Genomic DNA, 20,005 nt, shown 5'->3' with positions numbered 1-20,005 from the left:
GAGGGGATCGGGTCTCTCGTCGCCCGCGGCACGGAGCAGGCGAAAGAATGGCCGGACCACCATGGGCAACGGAACCCTTGCACCTGGCAGGTCGAATTTGGCAGGTCGAATTCCGGGAGGCCGAATCCCGGCGTCCTGCGCTTTGCTGTGAGCCGCCAATGAACCGTCCTGCACGGGCGGCTGGAACCGAGCCGGGATCCACCACAAGCCGCGATCGCGGCGCCGGCCAATCGGACGAGAGGGTCTCGGCAGCGTTCTGGACGGCCGTGGAGCGGAATTCGTTTCGCCGAGGGCCTGTCGGTCCGCGTCATACCCTTACGAGGGTTCGAACCTGGAACATGATGCGCTCAGCAGTCCGAGAGCCGGCATCCAGAACTCTCACCTGGATGTGAGGGGAGGCCTCTCAAGTCTTTGAAAGAAGAGATGGCTGGGGGACCTGGATTCGAACCAAGACTAACGGAGTCAGAGTCCGCTGTTCTACCATTAAACTATCCCCCATCGAAGCCATGGGAACCCCTTGCCTTGTCTGGATCGTGTCTCAGCATGTCAGGCGGGGTTCGGAACCGGCGTCGCGGTTGGCGGTGAGATAGGGGGCTTTTGACGCGTCGTCAAGCCTTCAAATCGATCCGGGCCGAGCCATCCCCTGGGCAACCCCTTACGGGTCGAGCGAGCCGCCTTCCGGCCCCGCGTCCAGGTCGAGGTCCGACCGGAGGCGCGATTCGTCCTCCGCGGCCTCGGCATCGGCGGCGATGCGCTCGTAGCGGTCGAGAGCCCCTTGAAGGATGTAGGCGGCGGCCATCTTGTCGACCGCATCGGCCCGCTTGGCCCGGGAGGCGTCCGCGTCGAGGAGGGTGCGGGTCACCACCATGGTGGACATCCGCTCGTCCCAGAACAGGACCGGAAGGGGCAGGAGGGGCTTCATGTTGCGCACGAAGGCGCGGGTCGCCTGCGAACGGGGGCCCTCCGTGCCGTCCATGTTGAGCGGCAGGCCGAAGACCAGCCCGCCGACCTCGTAGCGGGCGGCGAGATCCTTGATGCGGCCGACATCCGGGGTGAACTTCACCCGCTTGATCGTCTCGAGCGGCGTCGCGATCCGCCGCTCCACGTCGGAGAGGGCAAGGCCGATGGTCTTGGTGCCCAGATCGAATCCCATGAGGCGGGCCCGTGGCGCCAGCCCGTCGATGAAGGCGACCAGTTCGTCGTCGCGTGAGATCATGGACCGTCTCCTCGTCGAGCCTGCCGGATCCAGCCAGTACAGGGGAAGTCGCTCCGCGTCGAGATCAGGCTGCGCGGCTGGCCGGATCGGGAGACGATGGGGCGGGAGTTGCGCTGTCGGCGCGGGACCGCAGGGCTTCTCCCGATTGCGTGAACAGGTGGCAGGATTCCCGGTCGAGCTCGAGGCTCACCGTGGCCCCGACCGCATGCCGCGCGTTGCCCGGCTCGCGCAATGTCAGGCGGCGGCCCTGGCCCACATCCACGTAGAGGAGATGGTTCTCGCCGAGCTCCTCCACCAGCTCGACCGTTCCCGTGAACGAACCCTGAGCGCTCACGCGCACATGGTCGGGCCTCACCCCGAGCGTGACGGGATCGCCCGGCCGGACGCCCTCGGGTGCCAGGGGGAGGGCGAGGGTGCCGCCGCTCGGCAGCGCGACCGTCACCTCGTCCGGCCCGACGCCCGCGACCGGGCAGGGGATGAAGTTCATCTGCGGCGAGCCGATGAAGCCGGCCACGAACAGGTTGGCCGGACGGTGATAGAGCTCGAGCGGCGTGCCGACCTGCTCGATCCGTCCCGCATTGAGCACCACGATCCGGTCGGCGAGCGTCATCGCCTCCACCTGATCGTGCGTCACGTAGATCATCGTGGCACGGGTGTCCGTGTGGAGCTTGGCGATCTCGATGCGGGTCTGGACGCGCAGCGCCGCGTCGAGGTTCGAGAGCGGCTCATCGAAGAGGAACACCTTCGGATCGCGCACGATGGCGCGCCCGATGGCGACGCGCTGGCGCTGGCCGCCGGAGAGCTGCCTCGGCTTGCGGTCGAGCAGGGCATCGATCTGGAGCAGGCGCGCAGCCTCCCGCACCTTGGCGTCGATCTCGGATTTCGAGGACTTCGCCAGTTCCAGGCCGAAGGCCATGTTGTCGTAGACGCTCATGTGCGGATAGAGCGCGTAGGACTGGAACACCATGGCGATCCCGCGCTTGGCCGGCACACGGTCGTTCACGCGCTCGCCGCCGATGAAGAGATCGCCCGCCGTGATGTCCTCGAGGCCCGCGATGAGCCGCAAAAGGGTCGATTTCCCGCAGCCGGACGGGCCGACGAAGACCACGAACTCGCCGTCGCCGATATGGAGATCGACGCCGTGCACGACCTTCACCCGGCCGAAGGATTTCTGCAGGTTCTTGAGGACGACGTCGGCCATGGCCTGGATTTCCTTGAACTAGCCCTTCACCGCGCCCGCCGTCAGCCCGGCCACGATCTTGCGCTGGAACAGGAGCACCAGGGCGATGATCGGGATGGTCACGACCACCGACCCGGCCATGATGGTCCCCCAGGGCAGCTCGTAGGCGGTCGAGCCGCTCATGAGGGCGATGGCGGGCGGCACCGTGCGGCGCTCGTTGGTGAGCGTGAAGGTGAGGGCGAAGAGAAACTCGTTCCACGACACGATGAAGGCCAGGAGCCCCGTGGTCACGGCGGCCGGGGCCATGAGCGGCAGGAACACGCGCCGCACCACGATCCACGGCGTCGCCCCGTCCACGAAAGCCGCCTCCTCGATTTCTTTCGGCAGCTCGCGCATGAAGGTGGTGAGCACCCAGACCGTGAAGGGCAGGGTGAGCATGAGATTGGCCAGGATGAGGCCTGGCAGCGTGTTGTAAAGGCCGAAAGCCCGGATCAGCTCGAACATGCCGGCGAGCACCGCCACCTGAGGGAACATCGACACGGCGAGGATCGTCATGAGCAGCAGCGACCGGCCGCGAAAGGCGATACGTCCGAACGCGTAGGCGGCCGTGATCCCCAGGCCCAGGGAGAGAGCGACGACCGAGCCCGACACCAGGACCGAGTTCAGGATGTTCCGGCCGAAGGGCTGGCGCTCGAACACCGCCACGTAGTTCGAGAGGTCGAAGCGCTCCGGCCGGTAGGCGATCGTGAACAGGTCGCTCCCGGAGCGAAAGGACGAGACGACCGCGTAATAGAACGGGAACAGGGCGAACAGCGCGATGGCGATCACGAGCAGCCAGAATCCGGCCCGGGCGAGACGCTTCATCGCGGGTCCTCCCCGAGCCGCACGTGCCCGGCCGCGAGCGTGATCACCACCACGAGGGCGATGATGAGGAAGATCAGGGTCGCGGCGGCGGAGCCGAGCCCCACCTCCTGGAAGTCCACGAGCTGCTGGCGCGCATAGACCGACATGGAGGCCGTCTCCTTGGCGTTCGAGGTGAGGACGTAGATCAGGTCGAACACCCGCAGGGCATCGAGGGAGCGGAAGATCACCGCGACCAGGAGCGCCGGCTTGATGAGCGGCAGGGTCACGCGGAAGAACACCCGGACGGGCGAGACGCCATCCACCTTCGCGGCCTCGTAGATGTCCTGCGGCAGCATCTGGAGAGCCGCCAGGATGAGCAGGGCCATGAAGGAGGTGTGCTTCCAGACATCCACCATCACGGCGGCCCACAGGGCCGTGTCGGCATTCGCCGTCCAGGGCACCGGGGCGGCGATCAGGCCGAGGCGCAGGAGGAGGTCGTTGATGACGCCGAACTGGTCGTGCAGCATCCAGTTCCACATCTTGGCCGACACGATGGTGGGGATCGCCCAGGGGATCAGGATGATGGCCCGCATCAGGCCCCGGCCCGGGAACGCGGCGTTCAGGATCAGGGCCACCACCATCCCGAGCACGGTCTCCAGGGAGACGGACACGGCGGTGAACCACAGGGTGTTCCAGACGGAATGCCACCAGTCGGGCTCGGCCAGGATCCCGAACCACCCGCCGTCATCATGGGCCAGGTAGTTCTCGAGGCCGATGAACGCGTAGTCGCCCAGCGCATCGAGGCTGGCATCCGTGAAGCTGAACCAGATCGTCCGGGCCAGGGGCCAGCCCGCGATGAGCGCGACCACGATCAGGCTCGGGGCGATGAAGAGCCAGGCCGCCCTGATGCGTGAGCGCGTGAGGGAGGAGCGGCGTCCCCGACCCGTCACCTGCACAGGCGCGCCGGCTCCGGCGACGGCACCGCTCATGATCATTGCCAGCCGTTGCGCTTGATCCGCTTGAGGTCCCGGTCGAGGCGGCTGAGCGCCTGCGCGGGATCGGATTTCTTCGACAGCACCTGGTGGACCGCGTTGAAGAATTCGGTCGACACCTTGTTGTAGTTCTGTCCCGTCGCGGTGGCAGGGCGCGCGACCGCATTGCTGAACACGTCCACGAGGTCGCCGATGAACGGATTGGCCCGGGCGATATCCGTATCGCTGTAGAGCGACACGATGGTCGGATTGAAGGAGCCCTCGACGGCCCGGCGCTTCTGCTCGGCCTCGCCCGTCAGGTACATCACCAGATCCGTCGCGGCGTCCCGGTTCTTCGAGTATTTCGACACGGCGAGAAGCTGGCCGCCGAGCGTGCCCGCATGGCGCCCGTCGGCGCCCCCTTTCGGCAGGGGCGCGATGCCGACCTTGTCCTTGATGGCGCTGTCGCCGCCCTGCGCCAGCGCCCAGGCATAGGGCCAGTTGCGCATGAAGGCGGCGTTGCCGGCCTGGAAGATGCCGCGGGCTTCCTCCTCGGTGTAGTTGAGCACGCCCTCGGGGGTGATCGTCCCGACCCAGCCGGCGGCCGTCTTCAGGGCCTCAGCGGCCTTCGGGTTCTCGATGGTGACCTCGCCCTTCTCGTCCACGATGGTTCCGCCGTTGTGCGAGGCGACCCATTCGAGCGCGTTCGTCGTCAGCCCTTCATAGGCGCGGCCCTGCCAGGTGTAGCCCCAGAACTCGCCCTTGCCCTCCTTGCGCTCGCCGTCTTGGATGAGGCGCGCGGTCTCGGTGAGGTCCGCCCAGGTCTCGGGCACGGGCCGCTTGTATTTGTCCAAAAGGTCCTTGCGGTAGTAGAGCAGGCCCGCATCGGCGAACCAGGGGATGGCCATGAGCTTGCCCTCGACGCGGCTCGTCTCGACCATGGCGGGAAGATGGTCGCCGATGACGGCTTGCCCCTTGGCGGTCAGGTCGAGCAGGTGGTTGCCCAGGGTGCCCGTCCAGACCACGTCGATCTGGAACACGTCGATGTCGCCCGCGCCGGCCGCGAGAAGCTGCTGGAAGAGTGCCAGACGCTCCGTCGCGGAGTTGGGCGTCGAGACGATCTTGACCGTGTTGCCGGTCCTGGCCGCCCAGGCATCGACACCCTGCTTGCAGATCTCGTATTCCTTGCCCAGGGCGCTGCACGAGATCGAGATCTCCACCGCCCGGGCGCTCGTGGTGGCGAGAAGCCCCGCGGCGGCTGCGAGGCTGGCGATGAGGCGGGACATGGCTATCCTCCTGCAGACTTGATGTTTATTGCTTAGCTTCTTAAAGCCCCACTGGCGGATTTGTTCCTGTGGAACGTGGTCAGGCGCCGCTTCCGCTCCATCTCATCATGCCGAAAACGAGGGTCAACCCATGAAAATCACCTGGTTCGGTCATTCCGCCTTCCGTCTCGACTTCGCCGGCAAGGCCGTGCTCATCGATCCGTTCTTCACCGGCAATCCGGCCTTCGAGGGCGACCGGGCGACAATCACCGAGGGGATTTCCCACATCCTGCTCACCCACGGCCATGGAGACCATGTGGGGGATACGGCCGAGATCGCGAAGGCGACCGGCGCCAAGGTGGTGACCAACTTCGAACTCTGCATGTATCTGGCCAAGCAGGGCGTCGAGAACGTCGACCCCATGAACACCGGCGGCACGACCGATCAGGGCGGCTTCACGGTCACGCTCGTACGGGCGGACCATTCCGCCGGCCTGGTGGAGATGGACGTGAACTTCCCGCTCGGCAGTGCCAACGGGATCGTCGTGAAGGCGCCCGGGGAGCCCACGATCTACCACATGGGCGACACGGACATCTTTGGCGACATGGCGCTGATCGCCGAGATCCATCAGCCGGACGTGGTGATCGTGCCCATCGGCGACCGCTTCACCATGGGGCCGGAGGTCGCGGCGCTCGCGGTCGAGCGCTTTTTCGGCGGCGCCAAGGCGGCCATCCCCTGCCACTACGCCTCCTTCCCGCCGCTCGTGCCCAACGCGGACCGTTTCGTGGCGGCGCTGGACGGCAAGGGCATCCAGGTCGTGGTGCCCCACAAGACCGTGGGCGTCACGGTCTAGGAATGCCCCGCCACGCCATCACCGGGCTTGTCCCGGTGATCCCGATTGTCGGGAGCGCCGCGCCTCACCGCATCGGGATGGCCGGCACAAGGCCGGCCATGACGGGGGGAGGGTCACGCCACCGCGATGGTCACCCTCTCACGTCATCACCCGCCCATCCCACCTCTCCACGTCATCACCGGCCTTGTGCCGGTGATCCCGCTTCCGAGAGGCGCCGTGCTTCTCCGGATCGGGATGGCCGGGACAAGCCCGGCCATGACGTGAGAGGGTGTTGTCGCCGGCCCATCCCACCTTCTCCACGTCATCACCGGGCTCGTCCCGGTGATCCCGCTTCCGTAGGGCGCCGTGCTTCTCCCGATCGGGATGGCCGGCACAAGGCCGGCCATGACGTAGGGAGGGTGGCAGGACCGGGAGCGTCTGGCCTGCGCTCTCGGCCGGCCCGGCCGGTGCAGGGACGTCCCGCATATCCAACGTTGCCCCGCGAGGCGGGCGGGTGCTATAGGCCGGCCATCAGATTTCCAAAGGGTATGACCATTCATGTCGGTCGATGAGAAAACGGTCCGCCGCATCGCCCATCTGGCGCGCATTGCCGTGACGGATGCGGAGGTGCCCCATCTCCAGGGGGAGCTCAACGCGATTCTCTCCTTCGTCGAGCAGCTCAACGAGGTGAACGTGGAGGGCGTCGAGCCGATGACCTCGGTCACGCCCATGGTCATGAAGAAGCGCCAGGACGGCGTAACCGATGGCGGGATCCCGCAAAAGATCGTCCAGAACGCTCCCGCTACGGAAGACAACTTCTTCCTGGTGCCGAAGGTGGTCGAGTAGGGCGCGCCCTCCCACCGATCCTGAAATGATGGCGTGGACGGCCCGGACAGCCCGGCCGCAGCGTCGAGACAAGAGATCCAGTCCCGTGACCGAACTGACCCATCTCACGATCGCCGAAGCCCGCGACGGCCTGAAGGCCAAGACGTTTTCCGCGTCGGAGCTTGCGCAGGCCCATCTCGCCGCCATGGAGAAGGCGAGGGCGCTCAATGCCTATCTGATCGAGACGCCCGAGAAGGCGCTCGCCATGGCCAAGGCCTCGGACGAGAAGATCGCCAAGGGCGAGGGCGGTGCGCTCGAGGGCATCCCGCTCGGCATCAAGGACCTGTTCTGCACCGAGGGCGTGACCACGACGGCCGGCTCCCGGATCCTCGGCAATTTCAATCCGCCCTATGAGTCGACGGTCACCCGGAACCTCTGGAACGACGGCGCGGTGATGCTCGGCAAGCTCAACCTGGACGAGTTCGCCATGGGCTCCTCCAACGAGACCAGCGCCTTCGGGCCGGTGGTGTCGCCCTGGCGGCGCGAGGGCTCGAACGTGAGCGCCGGCGCGTCCGGGGCGATCGAGGGCACTCATCTGGTGCCCGGAGGCTCCTCGGGCGGCTCCGCGGCGGCCGTCGCGGCTCGCCTGTGCCTGGGTGCCACCGCGACCGATACGGGCGGATCGATCCGCCAGCCGGCGGCCTTCACCGGAACCGTCGGCATCAAGCCGACCTACGGGCGCGTGTCCCGGTGGGGCACCGTGGCCTTCGCGTCGTCGCTCGATCAGGCCGGCCCGATCACCCGCTCCGTCCGGGATTCCGCCATCATGCTGCGCTCCATGGCCGGCCCCGACCCCAAGGACACGACCTGCGTCGACCTGCCGGTTCCGGATTTCGAGGCTGCGGTGTCCCGGGGCGTGAAGGGCCTCAGGATCGGCATTCCGAAGGAATACCGGGTCGACGGCATGTCGCCCGAGATCGAGCAGCTCTGGCACCAGGGCGCCGAATGGCTGCGCGCCGCCGGGGCCGAGATCGTCGAGGTGTCGCTGCCGCACACCAAGTACGCGCTGCCCGCCTATTACATCGTGGCGCCGGCCGAGGCCTCGTCGAATCTCGCCCGCTACGACGGCGTGCGCTACGGCTTGCGGGAGAACGGCCGGGACATCGTGGATCTCTACGAGAAGACCCGCGCGGCGGGCTTCGGCCGCGAGGTCAAGCGCCGCATCATGATCGGCACCTACGTGCTCTCGGCGGGCTATTACGACGCCTATTACGTCCGGGCCCAGAAGCTGCGCACCCTGATCAAGCGCGACTTCGAGGAGGTCTACGCTCGGGGCGTGCATGCCATTCTGACCCCGGCCACGCCGTCCGCCGCCTTCGGCATCGGCGAGAAGGGCTCGGGCGATCCGGTCGAGATGTACCTCAACGACATCTTCACCGTGACGGTGAACATGGCGGGCCTGCCGGGCATCGCCGTCCCGGCCGGGCTCGATGGCCAGGGGCTGCCGCTCGGGCTCCAGCTCATCGGCCGGGCCTTCGACGAGGAAACCCTCTTCGCGGCCGGTCAGGTGATCGAGGATTCCGCCGGGCGCCTGACGCTGCCGCAGGCCTGGTGGGCGTAAAGCGCGTGCATCCCACGGTTCCCGTCATTCACCTCTGGGACTGGCTGCCCGCCGCCTTCGATCCCGTCCTGATCCTCGTCGCGGTCTGGCTCGGCTGGAGGGCCGACCAGTTCGGCAAGGTGCTGATCGTCGGCATGGCGGCGCTGGCCATCTCGGCTCTCGTCTCATGGGTGATCAGCAGCCTGGGCCTGCCCTGGATCGCTCCGGTGCGCTCCGACGCCCTGACCCTGTTCCCGGTCCGGTTCGTCGCCGCGCTGCTCTGGGCGAGCGCCGCGTTTGCGGCCAGGCGCGTGGCGAGGCGGTAAAGCATCGGACCCAAAAGTGGACTTGCACTTTTGGGATCCATCCGATGCTCTAAGCAGACCGGGCGCCTGAGCCGCAATAGTTCGATCGGCGCCGAAGCGTCATGACGCGACATCGGTCTGGGCCTGTGTCAGATTCGTGCTGCTTTCCCCTGCGATGCACGGATCTCCCTTCATGATGACGGACCCCGCCAAGCCCCATCACGCCGTCGAGCTCACGCTCCTGCTCGTCCTCGCGACCCTGTGGGCCTCGTCCTACACCTTCATCAAGATCGGGATCGACACGATCCCGCCCGTCACCCTGATCGCCGCCCGCACGTTGATCGCGGGAGGGATCCTCGTGCTGGCCATGCGTTGGCGCGGGATCCGGCTGCCCCGGGATGGGGCGAGCTGGCGCAACTTCGCCGTTCAGGCCTGCCTCAACAGCGTCATTCCCTTCACGCTGATCGCCTGGGCGGAGAAATCCATCGACGCGGGCCTAGCCGTCATTCTCAACGCGATGACTCCGGTCTTCACGTTCCTGATCACCTGGCTCTGGTCCCGGCACGAGGCGACATCGCCCCGGACGCTCGCCGGCATCGTCCTGGGTCTCGGCGGCACCTGCATCATCGTCGGGGGCGAAGCCCTCACCCATGTCGGCCAGGAACTGGCCGCTCAACTCGCCGTCGTGCTGGCCACGATCTGCTACGCGGGAGCGGCCATCTTCGGCCGGACGTTCAAGAACCTCGACCCGATGGCGCCCGCGACCGGGTCGCTCCTGTCCGGGGCCGTGATCCTGCTGCCCCTGAGTCTGATCGTCGACCGTCCATGGACGCTGGCGCCGTCGGGAGCCTCGATCCTGGCGCTGGTCGGACTGGCCGTGTTCTCGACCGCCCTGGCCTTCGCGATCTATTTCCGCCTGATCCGGACCCTCGGCTCGGTGGGCACCACGGCCCAGGCCTATCTGCGGGCACCCATCGGGATCGCCATCGGGGCGTATATCCTGGGGGAGACCCTCAGCGAAACGGCCTGGATCGGCCTGCTCTGCATCCTGGCCGGCGTGGCCTTCATGACCGTGCCGGACAAGATCCGGAAGGCAGCCGTTCAGGCCGCGTGAGGTCTGTCTTCAGGTTTCCGCGGGGCCGGCGCCCGACCCCGCCGGGCTGCCGAGCGCCGTGGCGATCTCCGCCAGCGTGGCTTTTTCGGCATCGCTCACGGCCACGCCGCCGAAACCCAGGAAGCCGCCTTCCTTGCCGGCCTCCGCGGACTTGCGCGCCACGCTGAACAGCCAGGCTTTGAATGGAGCCGCCTCGTCGGGCGCCTTGGCGTCGAGCAGCCCGGACACGGCGTGGAGCTCCTCGACGGCCTTGCGCTTGATGTCGGCGAACTGGCTGCCCTTGAACTGGGCCTGGAAGGATTCCCGTACGGCGTTGCGGGTCTCGGTGTTGGCGATGTCATCGGCGACCGCCTTCACGAGCGGGGTGGCCTGCGCGTCCTGCTTCGCCTCCAGAAGCGCCCAGCCGCTCGACATGGATTCCTGGAGCAGGCTCCAGAGACCGCCAGGATCCGCCGCCGTGATGGCCATGCTGGCGACGACGGGGCTCGCGACGACGCGGGACCATTCCTCCGGGGTGAAGTTCGATTTGCCGGTCATGCGGGTTGTCCTCCAGGGAGCAGGGCGGGCGATTTTTCAAGCCTAACCGCCGTTGCTTCCGCTTGGTTCCTCGGGAACGGGAGAGGCGCCTGAACGGAAAATGGGCCTGACCCGGAGGTCAGACCCATCATGCGCAGTGTTACGCGGGACGCGAGCTTACTGCGGATTGGCGGGGGCCGACGGGGAGGACGGGGTCGCCGGAGCTGCGGGCGCAGCCGGGGCCGCCGGGGAGGTCGGCGTGGCCGGAGCGGTCGCGCCGGTGCTCGGCGAAGACCTTTCCGTCTGGGTACCGGTGCTGCCGGTGGTGCTCGGTTCGTTGCTGCCGCCATCATAGAAGAGGAAGGCCAGGAGGCCCAGCGCGACAACAAGACCGCCGATCACATAAGCAAGAGTGTTCGAACCCCGGCCCGTGTTATCGTAGACATTGGTCTCGCGATTGTAGACGTTCGGTTCGCGATCCATAGGATCCATAGCCATTTTGAAACTCCTTGACCGTTTTACCTCCCGAACAACGCGTCATGTGGGATCGGGTTTCACCCGAGCGTGGCAATTATTTTCGGAATCTGTGCATAAATTGTTGCTAATCTTAACGTTAGGTTAGGCATTCTGAACGCCCGTTCATCCGGAAAGGGGTTGACCCTTTCAAGGGGCGCTCGTACTCCGGGGCGAGCATCGCGCGGGAAAGCGGACCCGGTTTTCCGTGCTGAACGATGCCCTCATTGATGGAGGAAGCATCGGATGGGTCCCAGGAAGTGCGAATTCACTTTTCGGGTCCGATGCTTTGGCGAAAGCGAGAGATAGAGGCGCAAGGTCCATGAACGCTCCGGTCAACCCGAAGAAGCTCATCAAAGGCGCGACAGGCGATTGGGAAATCGTCGTCGGCATGGAGATCCATGCCCAGGTGACGAGCCAGGCCAAGCTGTTCTCCGGCGCCTCGACGGCTTTCGGCGGCGATCCGAACAGCCACGTTTCCCTGGTGGACGCCGCCATGCCCGGCATGCTGCCCGTGATCAACGAGGAATGCGTCCGTCAGGCGATCCGGACCGGACTCGGGCTCAAGGCCGAGATCAACCTGCGCAGCACCTTCGACCGCAAGAACTACTTCTATCCGGATCTGCCGCAGGGCTATCAGATCAGCCAGTACAAGAGCCCGATCGTGGGCGAGGGCGAGGTGATCGTGGACGTGCCCGAGACGGGCGAGACCATCACGGTGCGCATCGAGCGCCTGCATCTCGAGCAGGACGCCGGCAAGTCGATCCACGACATTCATCCCACCCTGAGCTTCGTCGACCTGAACCGTTCGGGCGTGGCCCTGATGGAGATCGTCTCGAAGCCGGACCTGCGCTCGGCCGACGAGGCGCGCGCCTACGTGACCAAGCTGCGCACGATCCTGCGCTATCTCGGCACCTGCGACGGCGACATGGACAAGGGCAACCTGCGCGCCGACGTGAACGTGTCGGTCCGCCGCCCCGGCGAGGAGTTGGGCACCCGCTGCGAGATCAAGAACGTCAACTCCATCCGGTTCATCGGCCAGGCCATCGAGGTCGAGGCGCGCCGTCAGATCGCGATCCTGGAGGATGGCGGCGTCATCGAGCAGGAGACCCGCCTGTACGATCCGGGCAAGGGCGAGACCCGCTCCATGCGCTCGAAGGAAGAGGCGCACGATTACCGCTACTTCCCCGATCCGGACCTCCTGCCGCTGGAGTTCGACCAGGCTTACGTGGACGATCTCGCCCAGCATCTGCCGGAACTGCCGGACGAGAAGAAGGCCCGCTTCATGGCCGATTACGGCCTGCCGAGCTACGATGCCGGCGTGCTCGTGGCCGAACGCGCCTCAGCCGACTTCTACGAGGAGGTTGCCAAGGGCCGCGACGGCAAGGCCGCGGCCAACTGGGTGATCAACGAGCTGTTCGGCCGCCTCAACAAGGAGGGCAAGGACATCACGGAATCGCCCGTCTCGGCCGCGCAGCTCGGCGCGATCATCGAGCTCATCGGCGAGAACGTGATCTCCGGAAAGATCGCCAAGGACCTGTTCGAGATCGTCTTCACGCAGGGCGGCGATCCGCGCGAGATCGTGGAACAGCGCGGCATGAAGCAGGTGACCGACATGGGAGCCATCGAGAAGGCCGTGGACGAGATCATCGCGGCCAACCCGGACAAGGTCGAGCAGGCCAAGGCGAAGCCGACGCTGCTCGGCTGGTTCGTCGGCCAGACCATGAAGGCCACGGGGGGCAAGGCCAACCCGCAGGCCCTCAACGAGATCCTGAAGCAGAAGCTCGGGATCGAGTAGGGTCACGCCCGGCGGATCCGATCCGCCGGGATCGTCCTCGGCGCCGGCCTCGTGACCTCGCAGCCCAACCCGTTCGCCCCGCACTGGCTGATCCGCGACATCGTGATCAGCGCCCATAAGGCTGCGGTCGGACCGGGCGGGCTCCTCTTCATCGGCGATTCCATCGTCGAAGGATTCTACTGGAACCGGCTCGGCGCACTCCCGGTGCTCAATGCGGGCTTTTCCGGCATCTGGACGGAGGCGCTCGAGCCGCGGGTGCCGCTTCTCCTCGAGTCGGCGAGGCCCCGCATCGCGGTGCTGCTGGTCGGCACCAACGATGCGAAGAAGGACTGCACCGAGAGCTCCCTCGCAGGGGCGGCGAAGCACTTCGATCGGATCGTCGGGTCCTTCGACGCTGCGCAGGTTCCCGTGATCGTGCTGACGCCACCGCCCATCGAGCAGGCCAAGCGCCTGACGAGTTTCTATTCTCCCGACGCCATGGCGTCGCTGAGCCGAAGCATGGTGACGATCGCAGAGGGACGCGCGGCCGCCGTCATCGATCTGCAGAACGCCTTTGCCGACGGACATGGAGCCGCGCGGGCAGGGATGACGACCGACGGCATCCACCTGTCGAGCGAGGCCTATCGTCGGCTGCACGACATGCTCGACACCACAATCGCCACAATCAATGCGGAGAGGGGCCATGACCGAAGCGGCACGACACATCCATGACCAGCCGGTGATCCGACCCGTCGTGGATGCCGACTCGCAGGATCTCTTCGGTCTCCTGGCGCTTTGCTACGCGGAGTATCCAGGCTGCTTCGTCGACCCGCACGACGACCTGCCGGACCTGCGCGCGCCGGGTGCGTCCTATGCCGCGACCGATGGAGCGTTCTGGGCGATCGAGGACGAGCGCGGCCGGGTGTGCGCCTGCGTGGCCGTCGATTTCCCGGAGCGCGGCACGGCGGAACTGCACCGGCTCTATGTGCGATCCGACCGGCGCGGACAGGGGCTCGGCTCCCTGCTCGTGCGCCACGCCGAACGCCACGCCCGCGCCCATGGCGCGAACCGCCTGGTCCTGTGGTCCGATACGCGGTTCACCACCGCGCACAGGCTCTACAGGCGATCGGGCTACACGCAGATCGACGGCCAGCGCCGGCTCGCCGATATCTCGAGATCCGCGGAATACCGGTTCGAGAAGGAACTTTAGCGCATCGTGCGGCCCTTCGGGTCCGCTCGAACGATGCGCTCTTCAAGGAGCTGGGAGCATCGGACGTGAAAAGCGGGTCCACTTTTCACGTCCGATGCTCTCATTCAAGAAGAATGCATCGGATGGATCCCAAAAGTGCAAGTCCACTTTTCACGTCCGATGCTTTAGGCCCCGCGTCTGGCAAAACCGTTCGATTTGGAGTAATCTGCTCCAGCGGCCGGTCTCCCGGCCGCCTTTTCATCAACCTCAGCCCAAGGAGGCGTCACATGGCCAATATTCTTGCTCCATGCCCCAACGCCGCCCTCCTTTCCTTCGACAAAGCTGCAGGTTTCGATGAAGCAGATTACGCTATCTCTCGTCTGGCTCACCGTTCGCATTGATCTGATCCCGAACGTCCGCGAGCGCGGCCCGGTCCCCCGGAAAACCCATCCTCCGTCCGAGCTGCGGGCATCCCTTCGCGCGAGGCTCAGTCCGCATTTGCTGAGAGACATCGGCGAGGATGTGAGCGGGCGCGACTGATGATGACCGGAAAACCACGTCATCACCGGCCTTGTGCCGGTGATCTCGATCGGAAGGGCGCGGCGTTTCACCGTATCGGGATGGCCGGCACGAGCCCGGTCATGACGCGGAGGCTGTCAGGCCCGATCCACCCGGGAGGGAAGCAGGATGTCCCCTGACGAACTCCGGTGTGAATTGCCGCCCGGCCGCCCACTCTCCGGCTGGACATGACACCGTCCGATCCCGACATTGCGCAGGACCGAGCCGGCCGCTCACGGAATCTCGTAGACCAGGAACTCGTCGTTGATGCCGCGCAGCGCCGTCTTCTGAAGAGTGGGCCGCAGGCCCTTGAGTTCGATGATCTGCGAGGCTTCCCGGTTCTCGACCACCGAGTCGGTCGCAAAGATCGCGCGCGATACGGCAAGCCCCTGGACGCGGGACGCGATGTTCACCGTCTGGCCGAAATAATCCTGGCGGTCGTTCAGAGTCACGGCGAGGCATGGGCCTTCGTGGATGCCGATCTTGAGCAGCAGGTCCTCGCTGCCGCGCTGCTCGTTGAGGCTGCGCATGGCCTCGCGCATGCGCAGGGCCGCCGAAATCGCATGGTCCGGCGTAGGGAACGTCGCCATGACCGCGTCTCCGATGGTCTTGACCACGGCACCGCCATCGGCAGCGACGATCTCGTTGAGCACGCGGAAATGCTCACGCACGAGATCATAGGCCACGAGGTCGCCGACGCGTTCATAGAGTTCCGTCGAGCCTTTCAGGTCCGTGAACAGGAAGGTAAGGCTGGTGATCTTCAGGCGCTGATCGATGTCGAGCGTGTCGGTGCGGTAGAGATCGCGGAAGGTCTGGTTCGTCAGCAGGCGCTTCGCCGTGAGGAAGGGGCGCCTTTGCGCCAGCAGGTGGTGCAGTTCGTGACCCGCCACCCAGACGGCCGGCAGGACGCGCCGGTTCGTGCGGTTCTCGAGAGAGATCCGCAACGGGCCCGGCTGCATGACCAGGGTCTCGTTTTGCGGATGGCTCTCGTTGAGGACGAACGACAGGCTCTGGCGCTCGCGGGTCGGCTCGCCCTTGACGTCGATGAAATGGGCCGCATGGGTGACCGGATCCATGACGATGACGAATTCCGCGGGTAGCTGCAGGGACAGGATGGCACGCTCGCCGGGCGGGAGCTCGACGGCATCGAGGACGATCTCGTCGATCAGGCGATCGAAATTCTCCGGCAGGTCGACCCCCGATCCCCAGAAGATCTGCCGCATGTACTCGTCCATCGGGAGCGTATCCGGGTCATGGGCGGCGATCTTCCGGACGCGCGGGTTCACGCTGAACGTGACCTCCACCATCTCGTCGAGCGTCGGCTCATAGCCGGCGGCGCAGAGGGCGCAGCTGTATTCGCTCCGATTGATCGACTTGAGGCTCATGCCCGACTCGAGCACCCCGCCGCATCCGGGGCAGAGCACGTTCCAGGACATCTCGAACACCCCGAGCCGCGCCGCGTGGAGGAACGCCGCGATGACGCGATCCTCGTCGAGGCCGTGCCTCGCCGCGAAGGCGAGCGCGTTGATGCGGTTCAGCTCGTGATCCGGTGCCTCACGGATCAGGCGCTCGAATGCCGCAACGACATCCGTGTCGACCTCGGCGGATTGCCGAAGGATCGCGAGGAATCTCTCGTCTTCGCTCATGCGGCAGCCTCCTTCGAGGTGCAGGACCGGCTCCGCCCATGCGATGACGTCAAGGCGCGGAACGCGCAGCCGATAGCCCGATCCTCGGGCTCCATGATAGCAAAGCTGGGGCCAACAGGCACGTAATCAAGGAGCGGCCCGATGGGGCTTCCGCGGCCTGTCGCTCCTTCGTCGGTCCACGCCGAGGCTGGGCATCACGGGACACCGTCACGCCAGAAGGCCAAGCTTCCACAGACCCTGGAGAGCGATGGTGCTGCCGATGACGAAGACGAGCCCGGCCGAGATAGAGGGCAGCCGCTCCCCCCATTCCTCCAGGCCCGACCATCGCGTCCGCAGGGCGCGCGTTCCCCAGGCGGCCACGATCCCCACCGTCACCAAGGTGATCGCGAGGCCGACGCTGAAGGCCGCCACCATGCCGATCCCGAGCGTGAACGCCCTGAGTTGGAGGCAGATGAGCAGCACCGCAATCGCTGCCGGGCAGGGGAGGAGCCCGCCGGTGAAGCCGAACCAGGCGATGTCGAAATTCGTCACGTGCCGGTTGCCGCCGAAGCGCTCCCGGACCTCGCGTGCATGGGCTTCGGCATGGGCGTCGCGATGCTGATGGTCGCCGTGATGCGCATCGTGGGAATGATCGTGCCCATGATGATGCCCATGATCGTGCCCATGATGGTGGCCGTGGTGATGGTGGTGATGCGCGGCCCTCAGCATCCAGAAAATTCGGAACGAAAGGGCCATGATCAGCAGCCCCGAGAGCAGAACGAGCCACGGCTCCGCCCGGTCGAGGATCAGCCTGTCCCCCAGGTACAGACCGAGGAGCGCCAACGCCCATACGACGATGGTGTGACCGATGGCGGCCGAGATGCCGAGCAGGGTCGCCTGGGCGGGTGTGCCCCGAACGGCCACGATGAAGGCTGCCATCATGGACTTGGAATGGCCGGGCTCCAGGGCATGCAGGGCGCCGAGCAGGATCGCGGCCGGCAGATAAAGCCAGGGATTGGCCGCACCGGCCTGAATGAGTTGAGCGATATCAGGCATGAAAAGGTCTCGTTATTTCAAATAGGTCCGGACCACGTCGATCAGTTCGTCGGCCCCGCGCATCCGGTCGGATTCCTGCGAGGGCTCCACCACGTGATGCTGGATGTGATCTTCGATCAGTTCCGCCGTAAGGCCGCTGATCGCCCCTCGCACGGACGCGACGAGCTGAAGAACGTCGGCGCAGCCGAGTTCGTTCTCGAGAGCCCGTTCGATGGCCTCGACCTGGCCGCGGATGCGGCGCACGCGAGCGAGCAGCTTGGCTTTGGCTTGAACCGAATGGGACATGTGGACCCCCCACCCGATAATATAGGGGGGTACCCTATCCATGTCGAGGCGGTTCACGCCGGAGCCCATCAGCGCGCCAGGAAGGGCCGGCCTTGTGCCGGCCATCCCGATTGTCTTGAGCACGGCGCCTCTCGGGATCGGGATCACCGGGACGAGCCCGGTGATGACGTGGAGAAGATGGTCAAGGGCCCGGTGAGGACGGGGTGCCATCCGGCCGAGCGATCAAGACAGGGTCCCGGACGATGCGCCCCTTGAGGCGGGGAGCATCGGATCCGATCCCGAAAGTGGATTCCACTTTTCACGTCCGATGCTCTAGGGTCCCCGACCACAGATATGTCTTCATGGGGGATCGCATCATGCCGGCACGGTTCGAACTGCATGGGTTTGGCTATTCGGGGCCGACCTACAAGGTGGCTCTCACCCTGTCGCTGATGCAGGAGCGGTTCGATTACGTGCATGTGAACATGATGGAAGGAGAGCACAAGCAGCCTCCCCACCTGTCCCGGCAGCGCTACGGCCAGGTTCCCCTTCTGGTCGACCGCAACAACGGGCGGCACCTGTGCCAGTCGGCCGCGATCCTGGAATATCTCGCCGACCTGACGGGCCGGTTCGGCGGCGCGACTCTCGACGAGCGCCTGCAGGTGCGCGAATGGATGTACTGGGATTTCGACCGTCTCGCGGCGCCATTGTACAGGGCGCGCGTGGTCAGGGCGGGCTTTCGTCAGGCGCCTCCCGACGTCGTCGAGGATTGCATCGTGGCGGCCAAGGCCGCCCTGGGGGTTCTGGAGCGTCATCTTGCGGGCCGCGCGTGGCTGGTCGGGGAGGGCGTGACCATCGCCGATATCGACGTCTATGGGGTCGTCGCCTTTGCGGGCGAAGCCGGCATCGACGCGGCGGATTATCCCCAGGTCGGCGCATGGGCGAAGCGGATCAAGGCTCTGCCGGGCTTCCACGCCCGTGCCGAGCTCCTGCCTATGGAATCGCGGCCGGCCGCATGAGCGCTCTGTCGATCAGGGAGGCGCGGGCGGCGGATCTCGAAGCGATCATTCGCCTGCACGAGGAAGACGAGCTGGGTTCCCATGGCGACGTCTGGTCGCCCGAGACCCGGCCCGCCTATGAGGCCGCCTTCGCGGCCATTCGGCAAAGCGCCGACAACCGGCTGTTCGTGGCCGTCGATGGCGATGAGGTCGTCGGCACCTTCCAGCTCACCTTCATCCCCAACCTCACCGGTCGCGGCGCCCTGCGCGTCAAGGTGGAGAGCGTCAAGGTGAAGGCTGCGCGGCGCTCGGGCGGCATCGGCGCCCGCATGATGGCGTTCGCCGAGGACCATGCCCGGTCCCATGGGGCGGCCGCCATGGAGCTGACCTCCAACAAGACCCGCAAGGATGCGCACCGGTTCTACGAGCGCATCGGCTTCGTCCGCAGCCATGAGGGGTTCAAGAAGAAGGTGTGATCGTCACCGGATCCGCCCGTCATCGCGGGCCTCGCGCCGGCGATCCCGATGCGGTGGGGTGCGGCGTTCGTCCGATCGGGTTCACCGGGACAAGCCCGGTGATGACGTGGCGGGTGGTGTGAGCGGGTGATGACACCCTCCCGCGTCGCGGCACCCTCGGCCCGGTGACAACACCCTCCCCACGTCATGGCCGGGCTTGTCCCGGCCATCCCGATCCGGTGAGGCGCGGCGCCTCTCGGAGGCGGGATCACCGGGACAAGCCCGGTGATGACGTGGTGGGTGGTATGAGGCGGTGATGACACCCCCCACACGTCATGGCCGGCCTTGTGCCGGCCATCCCGATGCGGAAAAGCGCCGCGCCTCGAACAATCGGGACCAGCGGGACAAGCCCGGTGACGCCATGGAGGGTGGTGCGGGGCGGTGCGACCAGGACAGGCGCTCGAACGATGCGCCGCTTCAGGAACTGAGCATCGGATCCGATCCCAGACCCGGGTCCACGCTTCCCGTCCGATGCTCTAAGCCTTCATCCCGCCCTTGAGGCGCGTGTTGCACTCGCTCCAGAACTTCGGCCACTTGGCGTCCTTGGCAAGCTTGCCGCCGGCCTTGGCCTCCTTCCACTCCGCGCTGCATTTGCTCATGCGCTCGCGGGCGGCCATCTGGGCGGCCGTCGGCTCCTTCTTCGGCTTCATCTCGGCGGCCGCCTGGGCGGCGCCGGCCATGGACAGGGCCATTGCGGCCGCGAGAGCGAAACTCAGTCTTCGGTTTATCATGGGACATCCTCTCGAGCGCCGTCAGGCGCAGGCAGCATCTCATGATGAAACAATGAAACATGCAAGCGCCTGAAGGCAGCCCTGCGCCCTTTCCACCGAATTTCATTGCACA

At 66.2% G+C, this 20,005-nt stretch carries 21 protein-coding genes and 1 tRNA gene; 10 read left to right on the top strand and 12 right to left on the bottom strand.

Features of this window, described 5'->3' with window-relative positions; genetic code table 11:
* Positions 1-424: 424 nt before the first annotated feature.
* From NF876_RS07935 to NF876_RS07910, 6 genes are all read right to left on the bottom strand, one after another.
* Positions 425-498 (bottom strand) — tRNA-Gln (locus NF876_RS07935).
* A 157-nt stretch (positions 499-655) separates the two neighbouring features.
* On the bottom strand, positions 656-1,216 hold the full coding sequence (gene ruvX / locus NF876_RS07930) for a Holliday junction resolvase RuvX (RefSeq protein WP_262268265.1): 561 nt from the start codon (positions 1,214-1,216) through the stop codon (positions 656-658).
* Positions 1,217-1,280: 64 nt separating this feature from the next.
* Entirely contained in the window at positions 1,281-2,417 is a 1,137-nt protein-coding gene (locus NF876_RS07925; RefSeq protein ID WP_262268264.1) for an ABC transporter ATP-binding protein, read from the bottom strand.
* An 18-nt stretch (positions 2,418-2,435) separates the two neighbouring features.
* Positions 2,436-3,260, bottom strand: coding sequence for a carbohydrate ABC transporter permease (locus NF876_RS07920; RefSeq protein WP_262268263.1), 825 nt, complete (start codon positions 3,258-3,260; stop codon positions 2,436-2,438).
* A complete protein-coding gene (locus NF876_RS07915; protein WP_373696628.1) occupies positions 3,257-4,228 on the bottom strand; it encodes a carbohydrate ABC transporter permease in 972 nt (323 codons plus the stop codon). Before NF876_RS07915 ends, NF876_RS07920 begins: the two co-directional genes overlap by 4 nt.
* Before the next feature lie 2 nt (positions 4,229-4,230).
* The gene (locus tag NF876_RS07910; RefSeq protein WP_262268261.1) at positions 4,231-5,496 is read right to left on the bottom strand and encodes an ABC transporter substrate-binding protein; all 1,266 of its coding nucleotides are present in this window, start codon (positions 5,494-5,496) and stop codon (positions 4,231-4,233) included.
* Positions 5,497-5,626: 130 nt separating this feature from the next.
* Here NF876_RS07910 and NF876_RS07905 point away from each other — a divergent pair, with 130 nt between their 5' ends.
* From NF876_RS07905 to NF876_RS07885, 5 genes are all read left to right on the top strand, one after another.
* Entirely contained in the window at positions 5,627-6,328 is a 702-nt protein-coding gene (locus NF876_RS07905; protein ID WP_262268260.1) for a metal-dependent hydrolase, read from the top strand.
* Between the two features lie 537 nt (positions 6,329-6,865).
* Complete coding sequence (gene gatC, locus NF876_RS07900; RefSeq protein WP_262268259.1) at positions 6,866-7,153, top strand: Asp-tRNA(Asn)/Glu-tRNA(Gln) amidotransferase subunit GatC; 288 nt, start codon at positions 6,866-6,868, stop codon at positions 7,151-7,153.
* Between the two features lie 85 nt (positions 7,154-7,238).
* A complete protein-coding gene (gatA, locus tag NF876_RS07895) occupies positions 7,239-8,753 on the top strand; it encodes an Asp-tRNA(Asn)/Glu-tRNA(Gln) amidotransferase subunit GatA (protein ID WP_262268258.1) in 1,515 nt (504 codons plus the stop codon).
* On the top strand, positions 8,744-9,058 hold the full coding sequence (locus tag NF876_RS07890) for a hypothetical protein (protein ID WP_262268257.1): 315 nt from the start codon (positions 8,744-8,746) through the stop codon (positions 9,056-9,058). Before gatA ends, NF876_RS07890 begins: the two co-directional genes overlap by 10 nt.
* A 175-nt stretch (positions 9,059-9,233) precedes the next feature.
* Complete coding sequence (locus NF876_RS07885; protein ID WP_373696630.1) at positions 9,234-10,151, top strand: DMT family transporter; 918 nt, start codon at positions 9,234-9,236, stop codon at positions 10,149-10,151.
* Positions 10,152-10,160: 9 nt separating this feature from the next.
* Here NF876_RS07885 and NF876_RS07880 read toward each other — a convergent pair whose 3' ends face one another.
* Both NF876_RS07880 and NF876_RS07875 read right to left on the bottom strand, forming a co-directional pair.
* Entirely contained in the window at positions 10,161-10,688 is a 528-nt protein-coding gene (locus NF876_RS07880) for a hypothetical protein (RefSeq protein ID WP_262268255.1), read from the bottom strand.
* Positions 10,689-10,844: 156 nt separating this feature from the next.
* Positions 10,845-11,165, bottom strand: coding sequence for an LPXTG cell wall anchor domain-containing protein (locus NF876_RS07875; protein WP_262268254.1), 321 nt, complete (start codon positions 11,163-11,165; stop codon positions 10,845-10,847).
* 337 nt (positions 11,166-11,502) lie between these two features.
* On the opposite strand from NF876_RS07875, the gene gatB reads away from it, so the two are divergent.
* From gatB to NF876_RS07860, 3 genes are read left to right on the top strand one after another with little or no spacing between them, the layout of a single operon-like run.
* Positions 11,503-12,978 carry an Asp-tRNA(Asn)/Glu-tRNA(Gln) amidotransferase subunit GatB gene (gatB, locus tag NF876_RS07870; RefSeq protein ID WP_262268253.1) on the top strand — a complete coding sequence of 492 codons (1,476 nt, stop codon included), beginning with the start codon at positions 11,503-11,505 and terminating at the stop codon, positions 12,976-12,978.
* 51 nt (positions 12,979-13,029) lie between these two features.
* On the top strand, positions 13,030-13,689 hold the full coding sequence (locus NF876_RS07865) for an SGNH/GDSL hydrolase family protein (RefSeq protein WP_262268252.1): 660 nt from the start codon (positions 13,030-13,032) through the stop codon (positions 13,687-13,689).
* A complete protein-coding gene (locus NF876_RS07860) occupies positions 13,661-14,167 on the top strand; it encodes a GNAT family N-acetyltransferase (RefSeq protein ID WP_262268251.1) in 507 nt (168 codons plus the stop codon). The genes NF876_RS07865 and NF876_RS07860 overlap by 29 nt, the downstream gene beginning before the upstream one ends.
* A gap of 770 nt (positions 14,168-14,937) precedes the next feature.
* Here the strand turns inward: NF876_RS07860 and NF876_RS07855 are convergent.
* The 3 genes from NF876_RS07855 to NF876_RS07845 all read right to left on the bottom strand — a co-directional run bounded on the left by NF876_RS07855 (position 14,938) and on the right by NF876_RS07845 (position 17,670).
* Positions 14,938-16,350, bottom strand: coding sequence for an adenylate/guanylate cyclase domain-containing protein (locus tag NF876_RS07855; RefSeq protein ID WP_262268250.1), 1,413 nt, complete (start codon positions 16,348-16,350; stop codon positions 14,938-14,940).
* 207 nt (positions 16,351-16,557) lie between these two features.
* On the bottom strand, positions 16,558-17,385 hold the full coding sequence (locus NF876_RS07850) for a nickel/cobalt efflux transporter (RefSeq protein ID WP_262268249.1): 828 nt from the start codon (positions 17,383-17,385) through the stop codon (positions 16,558-16,560).
* Between the two features lie 12 nt (positions 17,386-17,397).
* A complete protein-coding gene (locus NF876_RS07845; protein ID WP_262268328.1) occupies positions 17,398-17,670 on the bottom strand; it encodes a metal/formaldehyde-sensitive transcriptional repressor in 273 nt (90 codons plus the stop codon).
* A gap of 356 nt (positions 17,671-18,026) precedes the next feature.
* On the opposite strand from NF876_RS07845, the gene NF876_RS07840 reads away from it, so the two are divergent.
* Positions 18,027-18,668 carry a glutathione S-transferase family protein gene (locus NF876_RS07840; RefSeq protein ID WP_262268248.1) on the top strand — a complete coding sequence of 214 codons (642 nt, stop codon included), beginning with the start codon at positions 18,027-18,029 and terminating at the stop codon, positions 18,666-18,668.
* The gene (locus NF876_RS07835) at positions 18,665-19,123 is read left to right on the top strand and encodes a GNAT family N-acetyltransferase (protein ID WP_262268247.1); all 459 of its coding nucleotides are present in this window, start codon (positions 18,665-18,667) and stop codon (positions 19,121-19,123) included. The genes NF876_RS07840 and NF876_RS07835 overlap by 4 nt, the downstream gene beginning before the upstream one ends.
* Before the next feature lie 515 nt (positions 19,124-19,638).
* Here NF876_RS07835 and NF876_RS07830 read toward each other — a convergent pair.
* Entirely contained in the window at positions 19,639-19,893 is a 255-nt protein-coding gene (locus tag NF876_RS07830) for a hypothetical protein (protein WP_262268246.1), read from the bottom strand.
* Positions 19,894-20,005: the final 112 nt, after the last annotated feature.

The sequence above is a fragment of the Microvirga yunnanensis genome, assembly GCF_025460875.1.
The sequence above is the reverse complement of the archived record's forward strand: the minus strand, read 5'-3'. Positions and strand labels throughout refer to the sequence as shown.

What these genes read in the sequence shown, in the direction of transcription:
- NF876_RS07920 (WP_262268263.1), bottom strand. Translation starts at nt 3,260, where the DNA reads ATGAAGCGTCTCGCCCGGGCCGGATTCTGGCTGCTCGTGATCGCCATC.
- NF876_RS07910 (WP_262268261.1), bottom strand. Translation starts at nt 5,496, where the DNA reads ATGTCCCGCCTCATCGCCAGCCTCGCAGCCGCCGCGGGGCTTCTCGCC.
- gatB (WP_262268253.1), top strand. Translation starts at nt 11,503, where the DNA reads ATGAACGCTCCGGTCAACCCGAAGAAGCTCATCAAAGGCGCGACAGGC.
- NF876_RS07850 (WP_262268249.1), bottom strand. Translation starts at nt 17,385, where the DNA reads ATGCCTGATATCGCTCAACTCATTCAGGCCGGTGCGGCCAATCCCTGG.
- NF876_RS07875 (WP_262268254.1), bottom strand. Translation starts at nt 11,165, where the DNA reads ATGGCTATGGATCCTATGGATCGCGAACCGAACGTCTACAATCGCGAG.
- NF876_RS07840 (WP_262268248.1), top strand. Translation starts at nt 18,027, where the DNA reads ATGCCGGCACGGTTCGAACTGCATGGGTTTGGCTATTCGGGGCCGACC.
- NF876_RS07855 (WP_262268250.1), bottom strand. Translation starts at nt 16,350, where the DNA reads ATGAGCGAAGACGAGAGATTCCTCGCGATCCTTCGGCAATCCGCCGAG.
- ruvX (WP_262268265.1), bottom strand. Translation starts at nt 1,216, where the DNA reads ATGATCTCACGCGACGACGAACTGGTCGCCTTCATCGACGGGCTGGCG.
- NF876_RS07885 (WP_373696630.1), top strand. Translation starts at nt 9,234, where the DNA reads ATGACGGACCCCGCCAAGCCCCATCACGCCGTCGAGCTCACGCTCCTG.
- NF876_RS07860 (WP_262268251.1), top strand. Translation starts at nt 13,661, where the DNA reads ATGACCGAAGCGGCACGACACATCCATGACCAGCCGGTGATCCGACCC.
- NF876_RS07845 (WP_262268328.1), bottom strand. Translation starts at nt 17,670, where the DNA reads ATGTCCCATTCGGTTCAAGCCAAAGCCAAGCTGCTCGCTCGCGTGCGC.
- NF876_RS07880 (WP_262268255.1), bottom strand. Translation starts at nt 10,688, where the DNA reads ATGACCGGCAAATCGAACTTCACCCCGGAGGAATGGTCCCGCGTCGTC.
- NF876_RS07835 (WP_262268247.1), top strand. Translation starts at nt 18,665, where the DNA reads ATGAGCGCTCTGTCGATCAGGGAGGCGCGGGCGGCGGATCTCGAAGCG.
- NF876_RS07830 (WP_262268246.1), bottom strand. Translation starts at nt 19,893, where the DNA reads ATGATAAACCGAAGACTGAGTTTCGCTCTCGCGGCCGCAATGGCCCTG.
- NF876_RS07915 (WP_373696628.1), bottom strand. Translation starts at nt 4,228, where the DNA reads ATGAGCGGTGCCGTCGCCGGAGCCGGCGCGCCTGTGCAGGTGACGGGT.
- gatC (WP_262268259.1), top strand. Translation starts at nt 6,866, where the DNA reads ATGTCGGTCGATGAGAAAACGGTCCGCCGCATCGCCCATCTGGCGCGC.
- NF876_RS07925 (WP_262268264.1), bottom strand. Translation starts at nt 2,417, where the DNA reads ATGGCCGACGTCGTCCTCAAGAACCTGCAGAAATCCTTCGGCCGGGTG.
- NF876_RS07905 (WP_262268260.1), top strand. Translation starts at nt 5,627, where the DNA reads ATGAAAATCACCTGGTTCGGTCATTCCGCCTTCCGTCTCGACTTCGCC.